Source organism: Pseudoalteromonas sp. R86517, assembly GCF_042466295.1.
Lineage (GTDB): Bacteria > Pseudomonadota > Gammaproteobacteria > Enterobacterales > Alteromonadaceae > Pseudoalteromonas > Pseudoalteromonas atlantica.
In genome coordinates this window covers 758,863-782,368 of the sequence record NZ_JAXHCB010000003.1, presented here as the reverse complement: position 1 = coordinate 782,368, position 23,506 = coordinate 758,863, and the positions used below count along the sequence as shown (strand labels likewise).

At 40.8% G+C, this 23,506-nt stretch carries 18 protein-coding genes; 16 read left to right on the top strand and 2 right to left on the bottom strand.

Features of this window, described 5'->3' with window-relative positions; all coding sequences use genetic code 11:
- Positions 1–4: 4 nt before the first annotated feature.
- The 4 genes from SJY38_RS20175 (at position 5) to SJY38_RS20160 (ending at position 8,086) form a co-directional block, all read left to right on the top strand.
- Positions 5–3,157, top strand: coding sequence for an efflux RND transporter permease subunit (locus SJY38_RS20175; RefSeq protein WP_377110675.1), 3,153 nt, complete (start codon positions 5–7; stop codon positions 3,155–3,157).
- Entirely contained in the window at positions 3,150–4,559 is a 1,410-nt protein-coding gene (locus SJY38_RS20170; RefSeq protein WP_054981863.1) for a TolC family protein, read from the top strand. Before SJY38_RS20175 ends, SJY38_RS20170 begins: the two co-directional genes overlap by 8 nt.
- 14 nt (positions 4,560–4,573) lie before the next feature.
- On the top strand, positions 4,574–5,602 hold the full coding sequence (locus SJY38_RS20165) for a zinc-binding dehydrogenase (protein ID WP_248450333.1): 1,029 nt from the start codon (positions 4,574–4,576) through the stop codon (positions 5,600–5,602).
- 228 nt (positions 5,603–5,830) lie between these two features.
- A complete protein-coding gene (locus tag SJY38_RS20160; RefSeq protein WP_004588700.1) occupies positions 5,831–8,086 on the top strand; it encodes an acyl-CoA dehydrogenase in 2,256 nt (751 codons plus the stop codon).
- Positions 8,087–8,260: 174 nt separating this feature from the next.
- On the opposite strand, the gene SJY38_RS20155 is transcribed toward SJY38_RS20160, so the two are convergent.
- On the bottom strand, positions 8,261–8,518 hold the full coding sequence (locus tag SJY38_RS20155; RefSeq protein WP_004588699.1) for a phage integrase N-terminal SAM-like domain-containing protein: 258 nt from the start codon (positions 8,516–8,518) through the stop codon (positions 8,261–8,263).
- 240 nt (positions 8,519–8,758) lie between these two features.
- Here SJY38_RS20155 and SJY38_RS20150 point away from each other — a divergent pair, with 240 nt between their 5' ends.
- From SJY38_RS20150 to SJY38_RS20095, 12 genes are all read left to right on the top strand, one after another.
- A complete protein-coding gene (locus SJY38_RS20150) occupies positions 8,759–9,154 on the top strand; it encodes a hypothetical protein (protein ID WP_138628008.1) in 396 nt (131 codons plus the stop codon).
- Between the two features lie 125 nt (positions 9,155–9,279).
- Positions 9,280–9,513, top strand: coding sequence for a DUF6429 family protein (locus SJY38_RS20145; protein WP_044056436.1), 234 nt, complete (start codon positions 9,280–9,282; stop codon positions 9,511–9,513).
- Positions 9,514–9,704: 191 nt separating this feature from the next.
- Entirely contained in the window at positions 9,705–9,992 is a 288-nt protein-coding gene (locus tag SJY38_RS20140; RefSeq protein WP_286743223.1) for a hypothetical protein, read from the top strand.
- Between the two features lie 6 nt (positions 9,993–9,998).
- Complete coding sequence (locus SJY38_RS20135; RefSeq protein WP_286743221.1) at positions 9,999–10,235, top strand: hypothetical protein; 237 nt, start codon at positions 9,999–10,001, stop codon at positions 10,233–10,235.
- A gap of 100 nt (positions 10,236–10,335) precedes the next feature.
- On the top strand, positions 10,336–10,821 hold the full coding sequence (locus SJY38_RS20130) for a hypothetical protein (protein ID WP_286743219.1): 486 nt from the start codon (positions 10,336–10,338) through the stop codon (positions 10,819–10,821).
- Positions 10,822–11,062: 241 nt separating this feature from the next.
- Entirely contained in the window at positions 11,063–12,037 is a 975-nt protein-coding gene (locus SJY38_RS20125; protein ID WP_286743216.1) for a transposase, read from the top strand.
- 276 nt (positions 12,038–12,313) lie between these two features.
- On the top strand, positions 12,314–13,273 hold the full coding sequence (locus SJY38_RS20120) for a phosphotransferase (protein ID WP_286743213.1): 960 nt from the start codon (positions 12,314–12,316) through the stop codon (positions 13,271–13,273).
- 144 nt (positions 13,274–13,417) lie between these two features.
- On the top strand, positions 13,418–14,050 hold the full coding sequence (gene upp / locus SJY38_RS20115; RefSeq protein ID WP_004586497.1) for a uracil phosphoribosyltransferase: 633 nt from the start codon (positions 13,418–13,420) through the stop codon (positions 14,048–14,050).
- 9 nt (positions 14,051–14,059) lie between these two features.
- Positions 14,060–15,298 carry a uracil-xanthine permease family protein gene (locus tag SJY38_RS20110; RefSeq protein WP_054981874.1) on the top strand — a complete coding sequence of 413 codons (1,239 nt, stop codon included), beginning with the start codon at positions 14,060–14,062 and terminating at the stop codon, positions 15,296–15,298.
- A 136-nt stretch (positions 15,299–15,434) separates the two neighbouring features.
- On the top strand, positions 15,435–17,180 hold the full coding sequence (locus SJY38_RS20105) for an HAD-IIB family hydrolase (protein ID WP_286743208.1): 1,746 nt from the start codon (positions 15,435–15,437) through the stop codon (positions 17,178–17,180).
- The gene (locus SJY38_RS20100) at positions 17,173–18,396 is read left to right on the top strand and encodes a hypothetical protein (RefSeq protein WP_029771978.1); all 1,224 of its coding nucleotides are present in this window, start codon (positions 17,173–17,175) and stop codon (positions 18,394–18,396) included. Before SJY38_RS20105 ends, SJY38_RS20100 begins: the two co-directional genes overlap by 8 nt.
- A 24-nt stretch (positions 18,397–18,420) precedes the next feature.
- Positions 18,421–20,199: a sugar phosphorylase gene (locus SJY38_RS20095; RefSeq protein WP_004586493.1), complete on the top strand. Its 1,779-nt coding sequence runs from the start codon at positions 18,421–18,423 to the stop codon at positions 20,197–20,199.
- A gap of 105 nt (positions 20,200–20,304) precedes the next feature.
- Here SJY38_RS20095 and SJY38_RS20090 read toward each other — a convergent pair whose 3' ends face one another.
- A complete protein-coding gene (locus SJY38_RS20090; RefSeq protein WP_377110673.1) occupies positions 20,305–23,151 on the bottom strand; it encodes a TonB-dependent receptor domain-containing protein in 2,847 nt (948 codons plus the stop codon).
- Positions 23,152–23,506: the final 355 nt, after the last annotated feature.

The following is a 23,506-nucleotide window of genomic DNA, read 5'->3' as shown; positions in this document are numbered from 1 at the left end:
ATCGATGAAATTTTCACACTTTTTTATTCAGCGACCAATATTTGCAGCCATGCTGTCGTTGGTTATTTTAATTGCTGGTGGTATATCACTGTTTCAACTTCCTGTAAGTGAATACCCAGAAGTTGTGCCACCCACTGTTGTGGTAACAGCAAATTACCCAGGTGCTAACCCTACCGTTATAGCGCAAACTGTGGCAACGCCGCTTGAGCAAGAAATTAACGGCACCGAAAACATGCTGTATATGTTTTCGCAAGGTACCAGCGATGGCCGCATGACATTAACGGTAACGTTTGCATTAGGCACCGACCTAGACCGTGCACAAGTACAAGTACAAAACCGTGTAAACAGTGCATTACCACGTTTGCCCGAAGAGGTGCAGCGCTTAGGTGTAGTAGCCGAAAAATCATCACCCGATTTAACCATGGTGGTGCATTTATACTCGCCTGAAAACAGCCACGACACAGCGTATTTATCTAACTATGCCGACATTCATATTAAAGATGAAATTGCCCGTTTACCGGGTGTAGGCGATATTCGTTTATTTGGTGGTGGTAAGTACTCTATGCGTGTCTGGTTAAACCCAGATGCATTAGCAGCGCGTGAGCTTACAGCCACCGATGTTGTGGCTGCTTTGCGCTCGCAAAATCAGCAAGTTGCAGCGGGTAGCTTAGGTGCACAGCCAATTTCTAACGACAGCCAATTTCAAATTTTGTTAAACGTAAAAGGGCGTTTAAACAGTGTTGAAGAGTTTGAAAAGGTCATTATTAAAGTGGGCGAACAGGGGCAATTAACGCGTTTGTCTGATGTAGCCCGTGTTGATTTAGGCCAAGATACCTATGCACTTCGTGCAGAGCTTGATAACCAGCCAGCACTTGCAATGCCAGTGTTTCAGCGCCCAGGTTCAAATGCAATTGAGCTCTCTGATCAAGTACGCGAAACCATGGCGCGTTTATCACAAGATTTTCCGGCAGGGGTTGAGTACGACATTGTTTACGACCCCACTGTGTTTGTACGTGGTTCAATAGATGCGGTTATAGCAACGCTACTTGAAGCCATTGTATTAGTTGTAATTGTGGTTATTGTATTTTTACAAACGTGGCGCGCGTCTATTATTCCATTGATTGCGGTGCCAATTTCGTTAATAGGAACGTTTGCTGTAATGCAATGGCTAGGCGTGTCTATTAATACTCTTTCGCTGTTTGGCTTGGTACTGGCAATTGGTATTGTAGTTGATGATGCGATAGTTGTTGTTGAAAACGTAGAGCGAAATATAGAACAAGGGCTTTCGCCTTTAGAGGCAACACGTGTTGCTATGAGCGAAGTAACCGGGCCAATTATTGCGATAGCGTTAGTGCTGTGTGCGGTATTTATTCCTACTGCATTTATTACCGGTTTATCGGGTCAGTTTTATAAGCAATTTGCACTAACAATTACTATTTCGACTGTTATTTCGGCGTTTAACTCCTTAACCCTGTCGCCTGCGCTATCGGCATTATTATTAAAGTCGCACGATGCAAAACCAGATGCATTCACGCGTTTACTTAATAAACTGTTTGGTGCGTGGTTATTTAAACCGTTTAACCGCGTGTTTGACCGTGGTGCTAAAGGCTACGAAAAGCTGGTACAAAAGCTTATACGTATGAGCGTTATTGTTATGGTGGCCTATGTTGCGCTGGTGGGCGGTACAATTAAATTGTTTGATACCGTACCCGGTGGCTTTATTCCACAGCAAGATAAGCAATATTTAGTTGCGATTGCGCAACTGCCAGATGCAGCCAGTTTAGACCGTACCGAAGATGTGCTCTCGCAAATGCAAAAAATAGCATTAGAAGTACCAGGCGTTGCACACACCGTGGCGTTTCCAGGCTTATCGGTAAACGGTTTTACTAATAGCCCAAATAGCGGCATTGTATTTACGCCACTTGAGAGCTTTGATAAACGTACCGACCCTAGTCAATCAGCGATGGCAATTGCCGCGCAGTTAAATCAGCGTTTTGCAGCTATTGATGCAGCGTTTGTAGCTGTATTTCCGCCACCGCCAATTCAAGGCTTAGGCACAACAGGTGGCTTTAAGCTGCAAATTGAAGATAGAGCAAATAAAGGCTTTGATGCACTATTTAATAGTTTGCAAACCATTATTGGTAAGGCGCAGCAAGATCCCGCGTTAATGGGCTTATATTCAAGCTTTCGCATTCAAGTACCACAAATGGATATTGATATAGACCGCGAGCAAGCACTTATTCAAGGTATTCCTCTTGATGAAGTATTTGACGCATTACAAATATATCTAGGCTCTGTGTATGTGAATGACTTTAATATGTTTGGTCGTACTTATCAGGTTAATGCGCAAGCTGATGCTGATTTTCGTCTTGACCCTGAGCAAATCCTTAACCTAAAAGTACGTAACAGTGCAGGAAATATGGTGCCGCTTGGCTCGGTACTTACAGTTACACCAACAATAGGACCTGACCGTGTAATGCATTACAACGGTTACCCAAGTGCAGAACTAAACGGCAGCCCAGCCCCCGGTTATAGCTCTGATCAGGCACAAACTGCTATTGAAACAATATTAGCCGACAACCTGCCAACAGGTATTGAGTACGAGTGGACAGAAGTAACGTACCAACAAGTACTTGCAGGTAACACCATGGTTTATGTATTCCCATTAGTTGTGTTGCTTGTATTTATGGTGCTTGCTGCGCAGTACGAAAGTTTACGTTTGCCACTGGCCATAATATTAATTGTACCTATGACTATTTTCTCAGCACTATTAGGTGTGTGGTTTGTAGGCTCAGACAATAATATATTTACTCAAATTGCATTAATTGTACTGGTGGCACTTGCCTCTAAAAACGCCATATTAATGGTAGAATTTGCCCGCGACCAACACGGCGGTGGGTTAACGCACTTTGAGGCAATATTAGCGGCGTGTCGTATGCGTTTACGCCCAATATTAATGACCTCAATTGCCTTTACAGCAGGGGTTGTACCACTAGTACTTGCAACGGGGGCAGGTGCCGAAATGCGCCACGCAATGGGTAACGCGGTGTTTGCAGGCATGATAGGCGTAACGGTGTTTGGCTTATTATTTACGCCCGTGTTTTACATGTTAGTTGTGAAAAAGCAGCAAAAAGCAAAGGGGATATCGCATGACTAATTTAATCGCTAAACCTATCAAAACGCGCTTAACGTTAAGTGCTGTGTTAGTGGCTGCTTTTTTATCTGGTTGCGCTAGCAAAATAGATACACAAAGCGAGCAAAACGCTATTAACGATTTTGTAGCTCAAGCAAATATTGCCAGCAATGTTGCCATTGCAGATGAAACAAATTGGTGGCACAAGTTAGAATCAAAGCAGCTAAATGCTTTGGTTAATAGCGCACTTGCCAATAACTACAATTTGCAAACAAGCCAATTAACGCTCAAAAGTACCCTTGCCCGACTTGGTGAGCAAAAAGCGCAATATTTACCCCAAGGCGGGGTAAATATTGGCGCAGCACGAAGCGATGCACCGAGTGTGTTTGACCGTCAATCGAGTGCTAACATAGCGCTTGATTGGCAGTTAGATTTATTTGGCCGTATTACTGCTTTGGTTGATGCTGCAAATGCATCGGCCATGAGCCAAGCCGAGCAAGTACGTTCACTGCAAATTGAAGTGGTATCGTCTGTTGTTAAAGGGTTTGTAAGCTATCAAGGTAATGTTGAAAAACAACACATCATAGCCATGCAAATTAACGCATTAGAGCAAAGCATTGAGGTACTTCAAGCACGTGTAGATGAAGGCGTTGCCAACGAGCTTGACCTAAACCGTACTATGGCACAGCTTAGGCAGCAAGAAGCCCTAATGCCCGCTATTGAGTATGCTAAATACAGCGACTTATCAACTTTAGCGGTGCTTACAGGTAAGCTTGCGCAAGACATTGCGATAGACAATGAGCAAAACCTGCTGGAGCAAAGCTTTAGCGTTGCGCTTAAAAATGCCAATAGCGCCATTGCCCTTCGCCCTGATATAAGCCGTGCATTGTATGATTTTAGCCAAGCCAACAGCTTAAGTGTGGCGGCAAGTAAAGCCTTACTACCTGATATTAGCTTATCAGCCTTTGCAGGCGTAGTGAGCATAGACAGCACGGGCTTAAAAAATACTGATCAGCAATGGCAAGTAGCCCCCCAGTTGCAATGGTCAATATTAAGTTACCCCGCACTCCTTGCTCAGCGCGACGCACAGCAGTTTTTAAGTGAAGCTGCCTACAGCGACTATCAGCAAATAGTATTAAATGCGGTGACTCAAAGTGAACTTTCATTGCAAATGTTGGTCAATCAACAACAGCAAGAGCGTTATGCTAAACAGCGCTATGGCTTTGCAAATAAAGCATTTTTACAAGCACAGGCGATGTACGAAGAAGGCCAAATACCGTACTTAGAGTTGTTAGATGCACGCCAGGATGTTTTAATGGCACAAGAAAACGCTGTTGACACAACTATTGCTACATTGCTTGCTAAAGTGAATGCTTATCAGGCATTTAACGGCCAATGGAGCTATGCACTGAGCAGTACAAAATAGGTAGAGTTAATTGAATGAGCAATACTGAATTATCACATCAAGGCAGCCCCTTACAAACAATGCGCGCTATTGTTTTATCACAACCAGATGAGCAAATACGCTTGCAAGATGTTGAGGTTGATATACCCGAGTGCGCCGACAACGAATTGTTGGTAAAGCTTGAGTATGTAGGCCTCAATCCTGCTGATGCCTATTTTGCTAAAACGGGATTTTGTAAGTGGCAATACCCTCATATTTTAGGCCTAGACGCCGTTGGTGTGGTAGTTAAAGCTAACAAAGGTGTGTTTCCTGGGGTTGGCGAACGAGTAATGTGGCATGCCAATATTGGCGAGCAAGGGGTACTGAGTGAATACACCACGGTGCCTAACTTTGCTGTATCGGTTGTGCCCGATGGGCTGTGCCCTGCAAAGGCTGCTACGTTACCGTGTGCTGGTATGGCCGCCCTTATTAGCTTAGATAAAATTGCAATTACTGAGGGCGACCAAATCCTAATCGAAGGTGGCTCTGGTGCGGTAGGGCAGTTTGCCATTCAATATGCTAAACAACGCGGTGCCGATGTATTTACCACCGCTTCAAAGCGTAATCACAAGCTGGTAAAGCAGCTAGGTGCCGATGTGGTATTTGATTATAACGACAAAAAGTTACGCGACAAAATTCGCCGCGAGCTTGGCCCGCAAGGGTTTGATGCTGTAATTGATACCATGGGCGGTGAATCAACGCTTAGAAATATTGAATTAATGCGCTTTTGCGGGCGTATCGCGTGTTTAAACTCGCTGCCTCATTTTGATCAAGATTTAATGTACCACCGAGCGCCTAATATTAGTGTGGTGTCTATTGGTGGTGCGTGGCTTGCCAATAGTTTATGTGCACAGCAGCGCTTAAGTTTTATGGGCAATTTATTGCTTGAAGGCGCGCTATCGGGCGATATTAAAACACCGGCAATCACTGCGGTTGACTTTACTGCTGACTCAGTCAGTGCTGCCTTAAATAACCAAATAGCGGGTGGCTTTACAGGCAAACACGTTGTGCAAATAAGCAATTAACGTTGCCCACCTTATTTTAAAAAATAGCTTTTTATGAGTATGGGGCTTAATTGTTGCCAAATAGAGGTATTTCAGCGCACAAGTGTAAGCCTTTTAGTTTCAACAGTTTACGTCACCGTAAAGAAAATAAATTGAAAAAACTGTTAATTAATTGAATAGAGTAATTGATCTAAACTGATTTTTATGACGTAATGTAGGTATTATTTATCTGGTCGGATGAGTTCAATCATGAGTTTACGTACAAAATTAAAAAAAGTATTACCAAGTATTTCAATCACTGAACAAGAAGCGCTAGACGCGGGTGATGTGTGGTTAGAAGGGTCTATCTATCAAGGTAAGCCAGATTTTAGCGCACTACGCGATGTGCCGGCTGCTACCCTAAGTGCAGACGAGCAAGCATTCTTAGATGGCCCAGTACAAGAGCTACTAGGCATGATTGACGATTCAGTTATTCAAAACGGTATTCACTTACCAGATGACATATTAGAATTTTTGAAAAAAGAGCGTTTCTTCTCGCTTATCATTCCTAAATCGTTTGGCGGTTTAGAGTTTAGCCCTTATGCAAACTCAACTATTGTGGCAACCATTGCAACTAAAAGCTCTGCAGTAGCGGTAACTGTTATGGTTCCTAACTCTTTAGGGCCAGGTGAATTATTACTTCACTTTGGTACACAAGAGCAGCAAGCGCATTACTTACCGCGTTTAGCAAACGGCAGAGACATTCCATGTTTTGCTTTAACAAGCCCAGAGGCGGGCTCTGATGCAGGTGGCATTCCAGATATTGGTACTGTCACCAAAGGCATGTACAACGGCGAAGAAGTACTTGGCCTTGAGATCACATGGGATAAGCGTTATATCACACTGGCACCAATCGCTACGGTACTTGGTTTAGCATTTAAAGTAGTGGATCCAGAAGGTTTACTAGGCGGCAAAGAAAACTTAGGTATTACCTGTGCGCTTATTCCTAAAGATCACCCAGGTGTAGAGCTTGGCAACCGCCATGACCCAATGGGTATTCGTTTTTATAACGGTACTACACGTGGTAACAAAGTATTTGTACCAATGGACTTTATTATTGGTGGCCAGAAAAACATCGGTCGTGGTTGGCAAATGCTGGTTAGCTGTTTAGGCGCAGGGCGTGGTATTTCATTACCTGCACTAGGTGTAAGTACATCACAAGTGGCGTTTAAATCAGCATCTGAATACGCAGCAGTGCGTGAGCAGTTTGGTTTAGCAATTGGTCAATTTGAAGGTATTCAGGAAAAGCTAGCAGACATTGCAGGTAAAACATACCTTCAAGAAGCAATGCGCGTACTGACAACTGAAGGCCTAGGCATGGGCTTAAAACCATCGGTTGTTACAGCAATAGCTAAATACCACATGACCGAGCTTGGCCGCGACGTATTAGACTCTGCAATGGATATTCAAGCGGGTAAAGCGATTCAAAATGGCCCACAAAATACCCTTGCAAGCGGTTACGTAGCACAGCCTATTGCAATTACAGTAGAAGGCGCGAACATTCTTACACGTAACCTGATGATTTTTGGTCAAGGTGTTATGCGTTGTCACCCTTATTTACAATCTATGGTTGAATCAATCCATAGTGAAGATAAAGGTGCAGATAAAGAGTTTAACGGCATTTTGCGTAAAACAATTGGTTACAGCACAGCAAATAGCTTACGTGCGTTCCGTTTAGGTGTTTTACCATTTACTGCAAGTGCAAACTCTGCATTACCCGAAGTACGTGAATACGAAAAAGCCGTGCATAAACTATCTGCAAAATTAGCAGTGTATGCTGACTTCTCGTTACTCGTACTTGGCGGTAAGTTAAAGCAGGCTGAAATGCTATCAGCACGTTTAGGCGATGTAATGAGCTTTTTATACGCGGCAATGGCATCAATTAAGTATTACGAGCAAAAAGTAGCAAGCAGCGAGCGCGAGCAAGCAGCGCCGTACTTCCACTATGCGACACGTTTTGCACTACAAAGCGCTGAAGAAGCACTGCATAAGTTTTTAGATAACTTCCCTGCAAGTGGTACTCGTAAGTTTATTCGTTTTGTAACAATGAACTACTCAACTAAAATGCCAAAAATTAGCGACGACTTAATTCGTGAATTAGCAAAACAAGCACAGCTTGATACCGCATTTAAAGCGCAAATTACGCATTTAGTTAAGCCTGTAGAAGGTGACGGTCATCACATAAACGAGCAAGCTTATAAAGCTAAAATGGCATCACTTGTTGAGCTGGCTAAAGTTAAAAAAGCGCTGCGCGCTAAAACAATTAAACCAGGTACACGTTTTGCCATTACGCTAGATAACGCATTAGCGGCAAATGTAATTACTGCGGATGAACATGCGCAACTAATTGATTACAACAAAAAACGTGAAAAAGCGATTCGCGTTGATGAGTTCGACTTTGACATGAACTTACTTGATGACAACGCTCAACCAGTTAACCCACTTAAAAGTGTAGTTAATCAATAAAATTCAATGATGCAAAGCGCCCGCTGTATCGGCGCTTTTATTCTTGATTAAAAAATTAGTGTGGAGCCTCGTTTGTTTAAAACCAAGCGGGGCTTTTTTATGTGTGTAATATAGAGGCAGGGCTAATGGTGGCTCATTTGATGGTCGTTTTGCTTGTTCAATTAGAGTAGCTGTTTAGTTTATTTTCCATACTTTAAATAAAAAGCTCAACGCATTTAAGGCTTGTGTTTGAGTATTAGGAGCAACATTTTGTTGGTTGACTAAATGATTTAAAAAAAGTTCGACCTCATTATCTCCCATCGTTGTTGGGTGCCTCATAGAGTTAAAACGAATAAACGAAGCTATCCAGTATAAATACGCTTTGATGGTACTTTTAGCATAATGCTTTAGATACATTTGTTCGGCTATCATAGTTAAAAAAGGTGATTTCATGATATGAATCTCTAGCAAAATTTAACTGTATATATAGACAGTGCATATTGTTTTGTCCAATATTACTGATCTCCACCATTTCGGTGTATTTTCGCACTGATTAAAAATAATTATCAGTTAACTAATTGTTTACAGGTGTTTATTTGATGGTTAAGATAAATGCGTTGTAATATATGGACATTTGTCGGTTTATAAAACGACAAATGTCGTAGACAAAATTGTTAAATGCCTAAAGGATTTATGAGCATAATTTCCGAAAATGACATAAGAGAATTCATTGAACCTTATATTGGAAAAGTGGTTAGTCGTGTCCGTCAAGGTCATGGTAGTGCCATTTTCTTAGAAGTAGATGATCTAACAATTATGATCGAATGGAGTTGGAGAGTTGAAAAAGGTAATCAAATTGCTTTTGGTAGTTGGTCGGAAGAAAGTGCTTTTAAAAATCATTTAGCGACATTAAACGGTTTATTTCTTTCTAATATTTCATTTCAATCTAGGCTCCCTGAAGTCGTTGTCGAGTTAACTGACAATACTTGGGTGTGTTCATTCTCTACAGTAGAAGGTGATCCTGAATGGGCTTTAATTACACCTACTAATACTTTACTGTCAAAAAGTGGTTGTTTAGCTTTCGAGTAAACGGCACTTAACAAGTTGCTTAAACGGACACAAACAGCTGGCTGTGCTTCGTTCCTCGCTATTATAGCCAGCCATTTTTAGCCGCTTAGCAAAGCGTTAGTAGCCATATGAAAATGGAGACAGCAGTGGAAATAGATGAAGATAAAATCGATGAAGCGGCACTTGCTCTGTTTTACCTTACTCTTCATGACAAGTTTGGTAGGGCTTGGAAACAAATAGATTGGAGTATCACCGATCGGCTTTATGAAAAAGGATATATTCACGATCCTGTTGGCAAATCTAAGTCTGTTGTTTTAACTGAAGAAGGTCTTGCCAAATCAGAAGAACTTTTCAAAAAGTTATTCGTCAAAAGTGAGTAAGCGTTGTGCGCAATTTTAGCTGTTACTCTAGGATGTATTAGCGTGGCAACTAACAAGCCAATAAACGCACTCACTGCGTTCGCTGGGACGCATACACGCGGGGCGGCTTCGCCATTATGCCCCACGTGCCTGCGCCCGTTATTGGAAAGTTATATGTTTCTTGATATTGGTGCATATTCAAAGAAAATCAAATGTTTAAATATGAAACACCTCCATGGGGAGCTAAGTTAATTTGCTTTTGTTATCTGGCTGTATCTTGTTTGATGCTGTTTGCTTTTTACACTTATGGTAATTGGGCAGGTAATTCTCCTGTAGTTTTTAAATACATTTTTGTTATGTTAGGTTTGATCTTCATGTTCCCGGCTTTAAAGCCAAGTAACTGGCGTGGTTGGGTTTACTTTTCAGCAGACAATCGAGGGATAAGTTTCCCAACTTCATTCGATGAAGTTAATAATCAGTCGTCTCTTAATGTTGCATAGGAAAATGTGGGTATTATAAAAAGTGAAACCCTTCATGGTCAGGTAAAAGGAATTACAATAGAGTTAAATATTTCACAAGCTGATATTGATTTACACTTTCGAAAAACAGATCTAACAAATAAACTTTTAGGCTTAAACAATAAAAGAGGTAACTTTTTTGTCATTGCATACGCAAACAATGCGTTTCAAAAAGTTTCTAGTGTTGTAAACACATTAAATGAAATTAAGCGCTCAAACATATAACAAACGCATTAAGGGCGGACGCAAAAAGCTTGGCTGCGCTCATTCTTCGCTTAGTATAGCCAAGCTTTTATGCGCCACTTATGCGGGCGTTAGAGGCACTATGAAGTTAGCAACCATTTTTCTAGCCCTATTCTTGCTATCAGGATGTGGTACAGAAGGTGTTGATATGGAAATCAGTGATGTTGATGACTGGTTTAAGGTAAATGAAACTGAAATAACTTCTATCGTTGAATTATTTAAGAGCGACAAATGTTTACGTAGAGTTGAACTCGGCTCAATGAAATATATCAGTCAAAACTGTGAAAACAATTCGTCTCAAGAAACCAAAATAAAAGAAATACAAAGTAAGCTAACAAGCCTTGGTGTTGTTCTAGCTGTTGCGCATACATTCGATGATGGAAATTTTGTTGCGAGTATATTGATAAACAGGAGAGGTATTGCAGTATCTGGTGGAGGTCTTGAAATTAGTTACTGGGAAAAATTTCCTGTTTATTTAAATGATGAACTCGAGTGTGGTGCAATTGAAGCTCTCTACAAAGAAAAGTGGTACGCAGAGATTTTAAGCTCTGAAGATCCGTGCCTCTAACAAGTCAATTCAGCGAAAAATAAACAAGACACCCATCCTAAATTTTGCACTTTTTGAAGTTTAAGCCTAGCCCTTATTTAGCAATAATAAACTAGACACCCATCTTAAATTTTGCACTTAACGCAATTAAAGGCTAGCTTTTATTTAGAGCAATAATAAACTAGACACCCATCTTAAATTTTGCACTTAACGCAATTAAAGGCTAGCTTTTATTTAGTGCGAAAAATAAGCAGAGTGTCTTATGGCAATTGCAAGAAAGCGACAAGTAAGTTTGGTTGATACAAAATACTATCATTGTGTTTCACGGTGTGTTCGTCGTGCATTTTTATGTGGCGAAGACCGTTTCACTGGTCAATCTTACGAGCATCGACGAGGATGGGTTGAAGATAAGCTGGGTGAATTAGCTAGGGTATTTTGTATTGATGTGTGCGCTTATGCCGTAATGAGCAATCACACCCATTTAGTACTGTATGTAGATGATAAAAAAGCAAATAGGCTGAATGATAAAGCGATTGTTATTCGCTGGCATAAACTCTGTAAAGGCACATTGTTAACGCAAAAATACATACAAGGCGAGAAGCTAAGTAAAGTTGAACTCATCTTTTTCAACCAAACGGTAAAACAATACCGAGAACGTTTAGCAAGTATTAGCTGGTTTATGCGCCTGTTAAATGAAGATATAGCGCGTAGAGCAAATAAAGACGATAATTGCACAGGGAGGTTCTGGGAGGGGAGATTCAAATCGCAAGCTTTACTTGATGAAGCCGCAATTACAGCGTGTATGGCCTATGTAGATTTAAACCCTATTAGAGCCAAGATGGCTAACACGCCAGAAGAGTCAGACCATACCAGCGCTCAAGTACGCTTAATATGTGCAAAAGAAGGCAAGCAGCCAAAACAACTACTTCGCTTTGCAGGCATGTCACGTCAAGTAATGCCAAAAGGGCTGCCGTTTGAGCTTAAATCGTACCTTGAACTCGTTGAGCTAACAGGGCGAGTAATGCGAGAAGATAAGCAAGGGCATATAGATAATATGACCCTTCCTTTGCTAGAAAGGCTTAATATATCATCAGAAAACTGGTTAAAACTCACCACACAATTTACGCGCATATTTCATGGTGCAGTGGGCAGGCCAGCCTCACAAGAAGGGTATTGCGAAAACTTAAACCGAAAGCGGCGAGCGAATATCAGTAACTGCGCAAAGTTATTCGCTTAGAGCCAAATCACTTTTTGAGCACTCCAACTACATAATGTAGGTTTTTTTGTGGCTGGCATTTGAGCTTTATTTAGTAATACCTCTATTTTAAAACTCAAATTATTTTTGGACAGTTAAAAAACATAAATTCATTAGGTAACTTTAACTTTTTGTAATTCACTTTGTAGAAATTAAGGTGGGTGTCACTTTAAAAAGAAAGGGGCTATGGATGCTATCGTTTTATTAAAAATACCTTCTAATGTTAAACTATAAAAAACTTAATGACTTAATATAGCTATGGCATTTTACCTTCCTCTTTTACAGCCTCATTTTAAACACATTGAAATGGGCGATACGCTAACATCGCTTTGGAGCGGGTGTGGCAGTATTGTCGAGTGCATACTTGATGCTGAGCCATGTGTTATTAAAGCGATTAAAATACCACGCCACATAAACCATCCAAAAATTAAGCAAAGCGAATTTGCATTAAAGAGAAAGCAGCAGTCTTATAAAGTTGAATATAATTTTTATAGGTTATACAGCGCGTACTTACCGACAAGCGCTAAAAGTATTACCTGTATTAATGCAATTAATGATGGTGATGATTATGCGTTAGTGTTTAAAAACTTTACGCAACATGGTTTTGCTCAAGCAAGTGCGCTTGACATAAAACCAATACTTACGTGGCAAGCCCATTTTCATGCCTTTAATTTAAATAAGCCCGCAAAGGGCTTATGGCAACAAGGGAACTATTGGCATTTGAGCACACGGCCAGATGAGTTTAATAAGTTAAAACAAAGCGCTGACAAAAAGTCCGATATTAAAAATGCGGCTCATAAAATTGATAAAACACTGCAAGCATCACACTACAAAACCTTGATACATGGCGATGCTAAGCTTGCCAATTTTGCTGCAAATGAGCAAAGTGAAATACTCGCTTATGACTTTCAGTATGCAGGGGCTGGGGTAGGGATTTGCGATGTAATGTATTTTATGACCAGCTGCTTAAGCAACGAGCAATTACATACCTGCGCCGATGAGTATTTACGTTACTACTTTAGCCAATTAAAAAATGCGCTTTTAGTGTATCAACCGCAAATAAATGCTGATGACGTGATTGCAAAGTGGCATGCATTATGGCCATTAGCTTGGGCCGATTTTTATCGTTTTTTAGCGGGCTGGAGCCCAACTCATTTTAAAATAAATAGCTACATGATGGCGCAAGTAAATTTAACGTTATCAGATAACAATTTATAAACATAAAGTAGTGTGTCGCTTGCATAAATATCAAGCAAATCAATGCATTTTGGCACGATCTATGAAAACTTATTTAAAATTGCAGGTCAAATGACCTTTTTTAATATAAAATACCGACAATTCTTGTATCAGTAGGTTTTTATCATGTCAATTCACGTAATTTCACACCCTCTAGTTCAACACAAATTAGGCTTAATGCGCGCTCACGGTATAAGTACTAAAAGCTTTCGTGAATTATGCTCAGAGGTAGGTACTTTATTAACCTACGAAGCAACTAAAAACCTACAGTTAGAAGATAACGAAATTACTGGCTGGGACGGCAACAAATTAAAAGTAGAGCACATTAAAGGCAAAAAAATTACTGTTGTGCCTATTTTACGCGCAGGCCTTGGCATGATGGATGGCGTAATGTCATTACTCCCAGCGGCTAAGGTAAGTGTAGTGGGCCTTGAGCGTAACGAAGAAACGCTTGAGCCAGTACCTTACTTTGAAAAGTTAGTAGGCAATATTGATGAGCGCTTAAGCTTAGTTATAGACCCAATGCTTGCAACTGGCGGCTCAATGATTGCTACTATCGATATGCTTAAAAAAGCAGGCTGTAAAGACATTAAAGTAATTGTACTGGTTGCTGCACCTGAGGGCGTTGAAAAAACATTAGCCGCTCACCCTGATATTGAGATTTTTACTGCCTCAGTTGATAGCCATTTAAATGAAAAGGGTTACATTATCCCAGGGCTTGGCGATGCAGGTGACAAAATTTTCGGTACGGTTTACTAAGGTTTAACAGTGCAAAATAATTCTACATTTTCTATAAAAACCATTTTAACCGGCGCCCAAATGTTGTTTGTAGCATTTGGTGCGTTAGTGTTAGTGCCTTTATTAACGGGGCTTGACCCAAGTGTCGCTTTGTTTACAGCGGGTATAGGTACTTTATTATTTCAGGTAGTGACGAAAGGCAAGGTGCCTATATTTTTAGCGTCATCATTTGCGTTTATTGCGCCTATTATTGCCTCAGTACAAATGTGGGGCGTACCAGCCACCATGGGTGGTTTAATGGCAGCGGGCTGTGCTTATATGCTGTTAGCGCTATTGGTTAAATTTAAAGGGGTGGCAACTCTTCATAAAATTTTGCCGCCTGTGGTCGTCGGCCCCGTTATTATGGTGATTGGTTTAGCCCTTGCACCGGTTGCGGTAAATATGGCAATGGGTAAAAGTGGCGACGGCAGTATTGAACTTATTGCTTACGATAAAGCCATTATTATTTCGCTGTTTTCTCTTGTTGTAACACTTATTTTTGCTGTGTGGGGCAAAGGTGTATATAAGCTGATCCCTATATTAGCCGGTGTTATATCAGGTTATGTTTTATCACTGGTAATGGGTGTGGTTGAATTTGGTAGCGTAAACGAAGCGAGCTGGTTGGCTGTACCAAACTTCACATGGCCCGAATTTAAGTGGCAAGCCATTCTCTTTATGGTACCTGTTGCCATTGCACCTGCTATTGAGCATATTGGCGATATGATGGCTATTAGCCAAGTAACCAATAAAGACTTTTTAAAAAAACCAGGCTTACATCGCACCTTATTTGGTGATGGCTTAGCCACTGCCGCTGCCTCTTTATTTGGTGGTCCGCCAAACACTACTTACTCTGAAGTAACTGGCGCAGTGATGCTGACCAAAAACTTTAACCCTAAAGTAATGATGTGGACAGCCATAATTGCTGTGGTACTGGCCTTTGTGGCAAAAATGGGCGCTGGTTTACAAACAATTCCTGTACCTGTGATGGGTGGCATAATGATTTTGTTGTTTGGCTCAATTGCAGTAGTGGGCTTAAATACGTTGGTTAAATCTGGTGATGACTTAACTGCACCCCGTAATTTAAGTATTGTGGCACTTATATTAGTATGCGGTATTGGCGGTATGCATATTGGGGGTAGCCAATTTAGCTTAGAAGGGGTTAGCTTGTGCGCCATTTTAGGTATTGTACTTAACCTAGTATTGCCAAAAGCCGAACCAGAAACTGATTAATTTTGCACTGTATGTAAAATTTACGCACCAAAATAGCGCATACTAATTGCGCTATTTTTGTAAGTTACTAATAATTAAATAAAAATAATAGTGGTCTAGTACCTGCATTTGTTACTTCATAATATAAGGAGTTACTATGTCAGAGGCCAGTATTGTGGATATAACCCCATTTTTAGCAAAGCACCAATTGCCTTTAAAGTATCAGTACCTTAGTGAGCAATTTTTTATCCCGCTTGCACACGATATTCTAGAATCAAAAAAAAATAACACCCCTATTTTTGTCGCCATAAATGGTTGCCAAGGTTCAGGAAAAACCACCCTCGCAGATTTTTTAGTTACTTGGTTTAGTAACAACACGCCGTTTACCAGTGTCGCGCTTTCTATTGACGATTTTTACTTATCTAAAGCGCACCGCCAAGGACTTGCCAAAGACGTACACCCATTATTTGCCACCCGTGGTGTGCCTGGCACCCACGATGTAGGGTTAATGAATACCACCATAAGCCGGTTACTTGCAAAAGAGGTTGGCGTGCCTTTGCCTAAATTTGACAAGCATCACGACGATTGCAGCCCCGAGCAAACATGGCAATGTAACAATAAACCCATTGATATTATTATTTTAGAAGGTTGGTGTGTAGGTAGTGAACCACAACCGTTATTTTCTTTAAGTGAGCCTATAAACAAGTTAGAAACACAGCACGATAAAGAAGGCGTGTGGCGTCGTTGTGTAAACAGTTGCCTAGCAAATGAATACAAAAGTGTGTTTAGTAAAATAGATTATACGGTGATGCTCAAAGCGCCGAGCTTTGAAGATGTATTTAAGTGGCGACAAGAGCAAGAGCAAAAGCTTATTGCTGCTAAAGGCGAGGGCGATGGCACCATGAGTGATGAGCAACTGGTGCACTTTATTTCTCACTTTGAGCGTATTACTCGCGAAAACTTAAACACCCTAAGCGCTAAAGCTAACGCCCTTATAGAGCTTGATAGTAATCGCGATATTAGTGCTATGCACTTAACCAGCGACGATACGCTGCAACCTATTATATTTACCGACTTAGATGGCACGTTACTCGATCACGCCGATTACAACACTAAAAATATCAGTAGCTTGCTGCAAGACTTACAAGCAGCCCACATTCCTGTGGTGTTTAATACGAGTAAAACATTTTGCGAAGTGGTTGAGCTTAAAAACGAGCTTAATATTCAACAGCCTTTTATTGTTGAAAATGGCGCGGCTGCTTATTTACCCGTTGATTATTTTGAGCTTAAACCCATTGGCTGCACACAAGTAGGGGCGTATTGGTGTTATGCATTTGCATCACCCTTATCTAACTTACTTAGTGATTTAGACTCCTTAAGCAGCGAATATAAATCGCATTATAAGTTATTTAGTGATTTGTCGAGCGAGCAAATATCATCCCTCACCGGGCTTGATGAAGCGCATGCAAGGCGCGCTCAAACACGCGATTTTTCAGACCCACTTTATTGGCACGGAAGCGATGAATTACTTAATGCGTTTGTAAACGATGTTAAAGCTCTCGGCTACGACATAAAAATAGGCGGGCGGTTTATACATATTGCTAAAAACACCGATAAAAGCGCTGCACAGCAGTGGTTAGTTAAACAAATTTCACAACATTTTAGAAAGCCTCTCACGGTAATTGCACTAGGTGATAGTGACAACGATAAGCAGATGCTAGAGCAAGCTGATATCGCCATTATCATACATAACCCAAGCAGTAAAAAGCCGGTTAAGTTAACACATAACAAGGCGCGTTATTCGCAATCGCCCGCTCCACTGGGTTGGATTGAAGAAATAACCACATTGCCTTGTATTAGCAGCATTTTAAATACTATTGAGGAGCGAAAATCACATGGCTGATTTTTATCAAAATGGCATCATCACAACCTTACATAACATCGCCGATAGACCGGTAGAAGCGCTTGAAGAAGAGCTAATTAGTTTTAGTAAGCAACGTCCAATGGGGTTAATACTCCCTTCGTTGTTTAGTGAGCTTGAAGGCCCAGCGCTGCAAAACATTGTAAAAGAACTCAGAGAGGTTCCTTATTTATCGCAAATTACCATAGGTTTAGACAGGGCAGACGAGTCACAATACCGCCATGCTTTAGGCTTTTTTAAAGAGCTTAACCAAAACCACAAAGTGCTTTGGAACGATGGTCCCCGTTTGCAAGCGCTTGATAAAGAATTACAAGAGCTAGGCGTTGCACCGCGTGAGCTTGGTAAAGGCAGAAACGTGTGGTATTGCATGGGTTATAAATTGGCCACCTCAGAGGTAGAGTCGATAGCCCTGCACGACTGCGATATTTTAACTTACGACAGAGGTTTGTTAGCGCGCTTAATTTACCCTGTAGCACACCCGCGTTTTAATTATGAATTCTGTAAAGGCTTTTACCCACGTACTGCAAACGGCAAAATTAATGGCCGAGTATCGCGCTTATTAGTAACGCCGTTATTACGATCGTTCAAAACTATTTTAGGCAATACCGACTACCTTGAGTACATGGATACCTTTAGATACCCGTTAGCAGGGGAGTTTTCGTTTAGACGTGATGTGCTAAACGATATTCGTATCCCGAGTGATTGGGGTCTTGAAATTGGCGTACTAAGTGAAATGTACCGTAATTATTCGCATAATCGCTTATGCCAAGTGGATATTGCTGATAACTACGATCATAAGCATCAGGAACTTTCTCTTGATGACCAAAACGCCGGTTTATCTAAAATGTCGATAGACATAACCAAGGCACTATTTAGAAAATTAGCCACTCAAGGGGTTACTTTTACCAGCGAAACAATTCGTTCTTTAAAAGCAACTTACTACCGTATTGGTTTAGACTTTATAGAAACGTACCATAACGATGCACTGATGAATGGTTTAACCTTAGATGTGCACCAAGAAGAAAAAGCCGTAGAAATGTTCGCCAAAAATGTTATGGAAGCAGGTCAGCACTTTTTAGATAACCCAATGGAAGCGCCATTTGTGCCAAGTTGGAACCGTGTTGTATCAGCCATGCCAGATGTTTTTGAGCGCTTAAGAGAAGCGGTTGATCTTGATAATAAAGAATTTAGTGAATAAATAAAACAATAATAAGGGGCGCGTGTGAATACAGTAAGTGAATTATTTTTACAGCGGGTAGAGCAACATCTACATATTATTTATAAAGATGTTGAACTGCCCTTAAGTATTACAGAGCTGGCTGAGCAGCTTATAACTATAATTTTAGGCGACAGCCCGCTGCGCGACCCTACACCCCATACAAACCGTTGGGACGAGCAAGATATTATACTAATAGCCTATGGCGACTCTATTATTAAGCACGATGAGGGAGACCAAGCTGTTGCAAAACCGGTAGAAGCACCGCTTAAAACCTTGCACCGGTTTATAAAAGAGCAGTGCGATATGCAGCTTAATGCTTTGCATATATTGCCATTTTACCCGTATAGCTCTGATGAAGGCTTTGCGGTAATGAACTACGTGCAAGTAAATGAATCGCTAGGTGATTGGCAAGATATAAAAAATATTGCCAAAGATGTAAAGCTAATGGCAGATTTAGTGATTAATCACTGCTCTAGCCGAAGTGTATGGTTTGAAAACTTTTTAAACGATTTAGACCCCGGCAAAGATTACTTTAAAACGGCAAGTTTAACCGATGATTTATCTAATGTAGTACGCCCGCGTACGTCACCGCTATTAAATACGGTGACCACACCAAGCGGCGAAAAACATGTATGGTGTACATTTAGCCACGACCAAGTTGATTTTGATTTTGGTAACCCGGAAGTTTTAAAAGAATTTATAAGCATTATTCGCCATTATTTAGATAATGGTGTGCGTTTGTTTAGGCTAGATGCGGTTGCATTTTTATGGAAACAACTCAATACAAATTGCATTAATTTACCGCAAACGCATGAAGCAGTTAGGCTTATTCGCACCCTAATAGAGCATACTGAGCCAAGCGTTGTCATAATTACCGAAACAAACATACCAAACCAAGAAAACCTCTCTTACTTTGGTAACGCCAACGAAGCCCACAGTATTTATAACTTTGCCTTACCGCCTTTATTACTGCATACATTACTCAGTGGAGATAGCACGGCCATTAAGCACTGGATGATGAGTATGCCGCCTGCGCAAAACGGCACCACATACTTTAACTTTATTGCCTCGCACGATGGCATTGGACTTAGGCCAATAGAAGGCTTGTTACAACCAAGCGAAGTAGCGTCATTGGTGAGTACGTCTATGCAGTTTGGTGGGCGTGTATCAATGCGCACCAGTAACGATGGTACGCACACACCGTATGAACTAAATATTGCACTTTTTGATGCATTACAAGGCACGCACAATGGGCAAGATAAGTTTGGCCTTGAGCGGTTTATGTGTGCACACGCCATTATGTTTGCGCTCGAAGGGATCCCTGGGCTTTATATTCATAGCTTGCTTGGCACAACGAACGATTACGAACGCTTTGAAAACTCACAGCATAACCGTGCAATTAACCGTCATCGTTGGCAAGAGTCAAAACTATTATCGGCTTTAGGTGATAAATATAGCCATCATCACAAAGTGTTTAATGGTATTAAGCATTTATTAGGTATTCGAAAAAAACAAAGTGCATTTCACCCTAATGCCACGCAATTTACGCTGCACTTAGCGGGGGGGTTATTTGGTTTTTGGCGGCAAAGTATAGACAGGCGTCAAAGTATATTTTGCGTTTATAACATAAGTGATAAACCACAAGTACTTACCCTTGCAGATTTAAACTTAATTAACACCCAGCAGTGGTTTGATTTAGTGGCTAATGAAACAATTACCGAGGATCAACTCACTATAGAGCTAGAGCCTTATCAAAGTGTATGGTTAAGTAATATTAAATAAAGTGCAGTCATACCAATTTGCAAAATAGATCACTTAACTAAGCTCATTGGTATAAAAAGGCTCGCAGTGCGAGCCTTTAACTTAATTAATAAACGTTGTTACTAATTATAAGCTGTAGCTTAAGTTAATGTAGCCAAAGCGGCCAATGTTATCGTAACTTGCGCTGTTTTCGCCTGTCCCGCGTGTACCGTACGGAAGTTTACGATTAAATAGGTTATCAACACCTACTTTAACGCCTAAGCCGCTATCGAAGTTGTAACCCACTGTCATATCGGTAATAAAGTATTTACCGTAAGACATTTGGTTACTTGGGTTCGAGTTACTCGCAAGCTCTACATTTGTGTATAAATCAACTTCGCTGATAAAGCGTGTTTCAACCGTTGAATAAAAGTTATCCATTAAGTAGCTTACAGATAGGTTAGTCTGCCATTTCGCTTCGCCGGTTGTACCTGCGTACTCAATATATGAACTAGGATCATCCTGGAACGGGTAATCTTTGCGTTCAATAAGGTAAGTACCAATTAAACGTGTTTTAAAGCTACCTTCTAGCGCATCAAAGTCATAGCCTAGTTCAAAATCAACACCAGACGCCTTTTGACCAGCTACGTTAAGCACTGAGTTTTGAATCAGCGAAATTTCACCACTGGCATTACGTGTAATTAAATTACAGTACTGATTGTCTATACCTGTTGTGCTATCAACACAGCGGTCGAGAATTTCTTGCGCGTCGATTGTGTCAATTGCATTTTCTAGATCAATTTCCCAGTAATCTATAGTAAGCACAGCGTTTTCTAAAAACTCTGGTTGATAAACAATACCTACCGTTGTACTTGTAAACTCTTCACCTTTAACATCACGGTTACCGCTTGTTAAGCCATCTAAAGAGGCTGAGTCGTAACCTGAGTTAAAGTCACTTGCAACACCTAATGCAGCACAGTTTGCTGTGCGTGTTGCTGCATTTGATAAATTAGCTATGTTTTCAGCGCGGCACGGGTCTTCTACATTGTAGAACGTTTGGCTTGCTGCACCAAATACTTCACTTATGTTAGGCGCACGAAGTGCTGCAGATTGCGTTACACGCACACGTAGTTCATCGTTAACAGTCCAATCAAGGCCTAGTTTCCAGCTAGTTGCTTCGCCAATTGTGCTGTAATCAGCATGACGTACTGCGGTATCAAATACTAAATCTTGAATAAGCGGTAAGTCAGTTAAAATAGGCATAGTTGCTTCAAAAAATGCTTCACGCACATTAAACGAGCCTTTATCTTCGCCTAAAGCGTTAAAAAATGTACCTTCTGCGTTATCTGGCTCTTTTGTTTCGCTTTCTTCTTTACGGTATTCAGCACCAAACGCAACACCTACGTAACCTGCTGGTAATTCGAAAATAGCGCCATTGGCAAGTGAACCAGAAACCACGGTTTGCTTAATAGTTGACGTACCTACAGATACCGTATTTATGTAATCAATCGCTTGCTGAGATGGTGCGCCAAAACCCATAATGTTTACCGGTACACAGCCATCAGCTTGTGCAGCAGCGCTGCGACATACGATGTTGCCATCTGCATCTTCAACGGCATCAAGGGCATTAAAGTAGTTGGCTAAAATCATATTAGCGCCATTTTCGCGCTCTAAGTCAGTTTGACCATACACAACTGATGTATCTAATTCCCAATCTTCAAACACAGTTCCTTTTAAGCCTGTAACAAAACGCGTTGTTTCACGGGTATTATTTTCAACGCGGCGGCCAAGGTCACTCATCATGCGGTTTATCATGATTGAATCAACGCCTTCCTCTTGCATACGCGCTTTGATATCTGGGTCTAGGTAAGGGTTATCAATTTTAATGCTGTTGTCGCTGTCAAAAAAGAAAAACGCAGGTTGACCTATGCTTTTGCCTTGGCTGTTTACGTATTTTGCATCAAAGTAGACGTTTAAATCGTCGGTAACATCGTAGTTAACTTTAAAGTTTACGTTGTAACGCTCAAACTCAGGTTGTATTTCTTCAAATTGGCCTAGGTTAAAAAAGTCACATTCTGCACATGAATATGGATCTGCGTTATTGCCTATGTATAAGTCACGAGCACTGCTATCCGGGTTAAAGCTATTAATAAATTTACTTGGATCTTCAAGTGCATAAACACCTGCATCATTGATGGCGAAATAACCCGCATTAGGTGTTAAAATTTTATCAGGAAAGTCAGCACTATTTTTGTTCTCATCCGTTTGGGCTTGGTTAGGTAAGCTGCTAAAAGATGTGCTAGTCCAAGGGTGGTCAAGTGCATTTAATGAATCTTGGCCTGAGTACTCAATAGCAAAAGCGGCATTACCACGGTCGTTATCAAAATTAGAGCCGTACGAGAACGTTGCTTTTTCGTTGTTGTAGCTGTTTAAATCGGCAAAACCACGGGTAACGCTAAAATCCATACCTTCAATGTTGTCTTTTAATATAAAGTTGACAACACCTGTAACCGCATCTGCACCGTATACAGCTGATGCACCACCAGTAATAATTTCTACTCGCTCAACCCAGACGCTCGGAATAGTATTTGTATCTACAGCTTGAGAACCCGCTGAGCTAGATACGTGGCGCTTACCGTTTACAAGTACTAAGGTACGGTCGGTACCCATGTTACGTAAATCAAGAATGTTTAAACCAGCAGTACCAATAAAGCGGCCTGAGTTAGCCATTGAATATGTATTGCCAAGTGCTGGTAAGTTGTTTAGCGCTTCACCAATGTTTACAGCGCCAGTATTAATTAGCTGCTCGCCGCTTATAACTGTTACTGGTGCCGGTGCAATAGCGCCTTCACGTAAAATACGCGAACCCGTTACTTCAACGCGTTCAATTTTTGTCGCTTGCTCATCTTGTGCAAGTACAGAATTACTCGCTGTTGCAGCAGCAGTAATTAATGCACATTTAATACTAGTAGAAAGTAAATTATGACGTTTCATGTGTTTCCCAAAGGAGATTTTATAATAATTAAATACATTAACTTTTTAGCTAAATACACAGTGCATTTAGCCTAAGCCCTATAACTTTTGTTATAGGGCCGGCGATTATTGCATGCTGAAACAATGAATAGAAGCGTCGTAATTTTTGCTTTTTCAGTAAGTTAACTCTTTATTAAATTGTCTAAAGTTGCCGCTTGTTAGTATTAACGCAACAATAAATCACTCGGGTTTTGTTAATACTAATGAGGGTTAAAAGGGCTTAGTGTTACATTTTTTGTTGTTTTACAGGTGTGTTTACGTTTGGTTGATTTATTGGTTTGTTTTTTAATCTTTTAATGGCTTTGAAGTTGGCGTG

Coding starts and splice junctions, on each gene's coding strand:
- SJY38_RS20175 (WP_377110675.1), top strand. CDS start 5: ATGAAATTTTCACACTTTTTTATTCAGCGACCAATATTTGCAGCCATG.
- SJY38_RS20170 (WP_054981863.1), top strand. CDS start 3,150: ATGACTAATTTAATCGCTAAACCTATCAAAACGCGCTTAACGTTAAGT.
- SJY38_RS20165 (WP_248450333.1), top strand. CDS start 4,574: ATGAGCAATACTGAATTATCACATCAAGGCAGCCCCTTACAAACAATG.
- SJY38_RS20160 (WP_004588700.1), top strand. CDS start 5,831: ATGAGTTTACGTACAAAATTAAAAAAAGTATTACCAAGTATTTCAATC.
- SJY38_RS20155 (WP_004588699.1), bottom strand. CDS start 8,518: ATGAAATCACCTTTTTTAACTATGATAGCCGAACAAATGTATCTAAAG.
- SJY38_RS20150 (WP_138628008.1), top strand. CDS start 8,759: ATGAGCATAATTTCCGAAAATGACATAAGAGAATTCATTGAACCTTAT.
- SJY38_RS20140 (WP_286743223.1), top strand. CDS start 9,705: ATGTTTAAATATGAAACACCTCCATGGGGAGCTAAGTTAATTTGCTTT.
- SJY38_RS20130 (WP_286743219.1), top strand. CDS start 10,336: ATGAAGTTAGCAACCATTTTTCTAGCCCTATTCTTGCTATCAGGATGT.
- SJY38_RS20125 (WP_286743216.1), top strand. CDS start 11,063: ATGGCAATTGCAAGAAAGCGACAAGTAAGTTTGGTTGATACAAAATAC.
- SJY38_RS20120 (WP_286743213.1), top strand. CDS start 12,314: ATGGCATTTTACCTTCCTCTTTTACAGCCTCATTTTAAACACATTGAA.
- upp (WP_004586497.1), top strand. CDS start 13,418: ATGTCAATTCACGTAATTTCACACCCTCTAGTTCAACACAAATTAGGC.
- SJY38_RS20105 (WP_286743208.1), top strand. CDS start 15,435: ATGTCAGAGGCCAGTATTGTGGATATAACCCCATTTTTAGCAAAGCAC.
- SJY38_RS20100 (WP_029771978.1), top strand. CDS start 17,173: ATGGCTGATTTTTATCAAAATGGCATCATCACAACCTTACATAACATC.
- SJY38_RS20090 (WP_377110673.1), bottom strand. CDS start 23,151: ATGAAACGTCATAATTTACTTTCTACTAGTATTAAATGTGCATTAATT.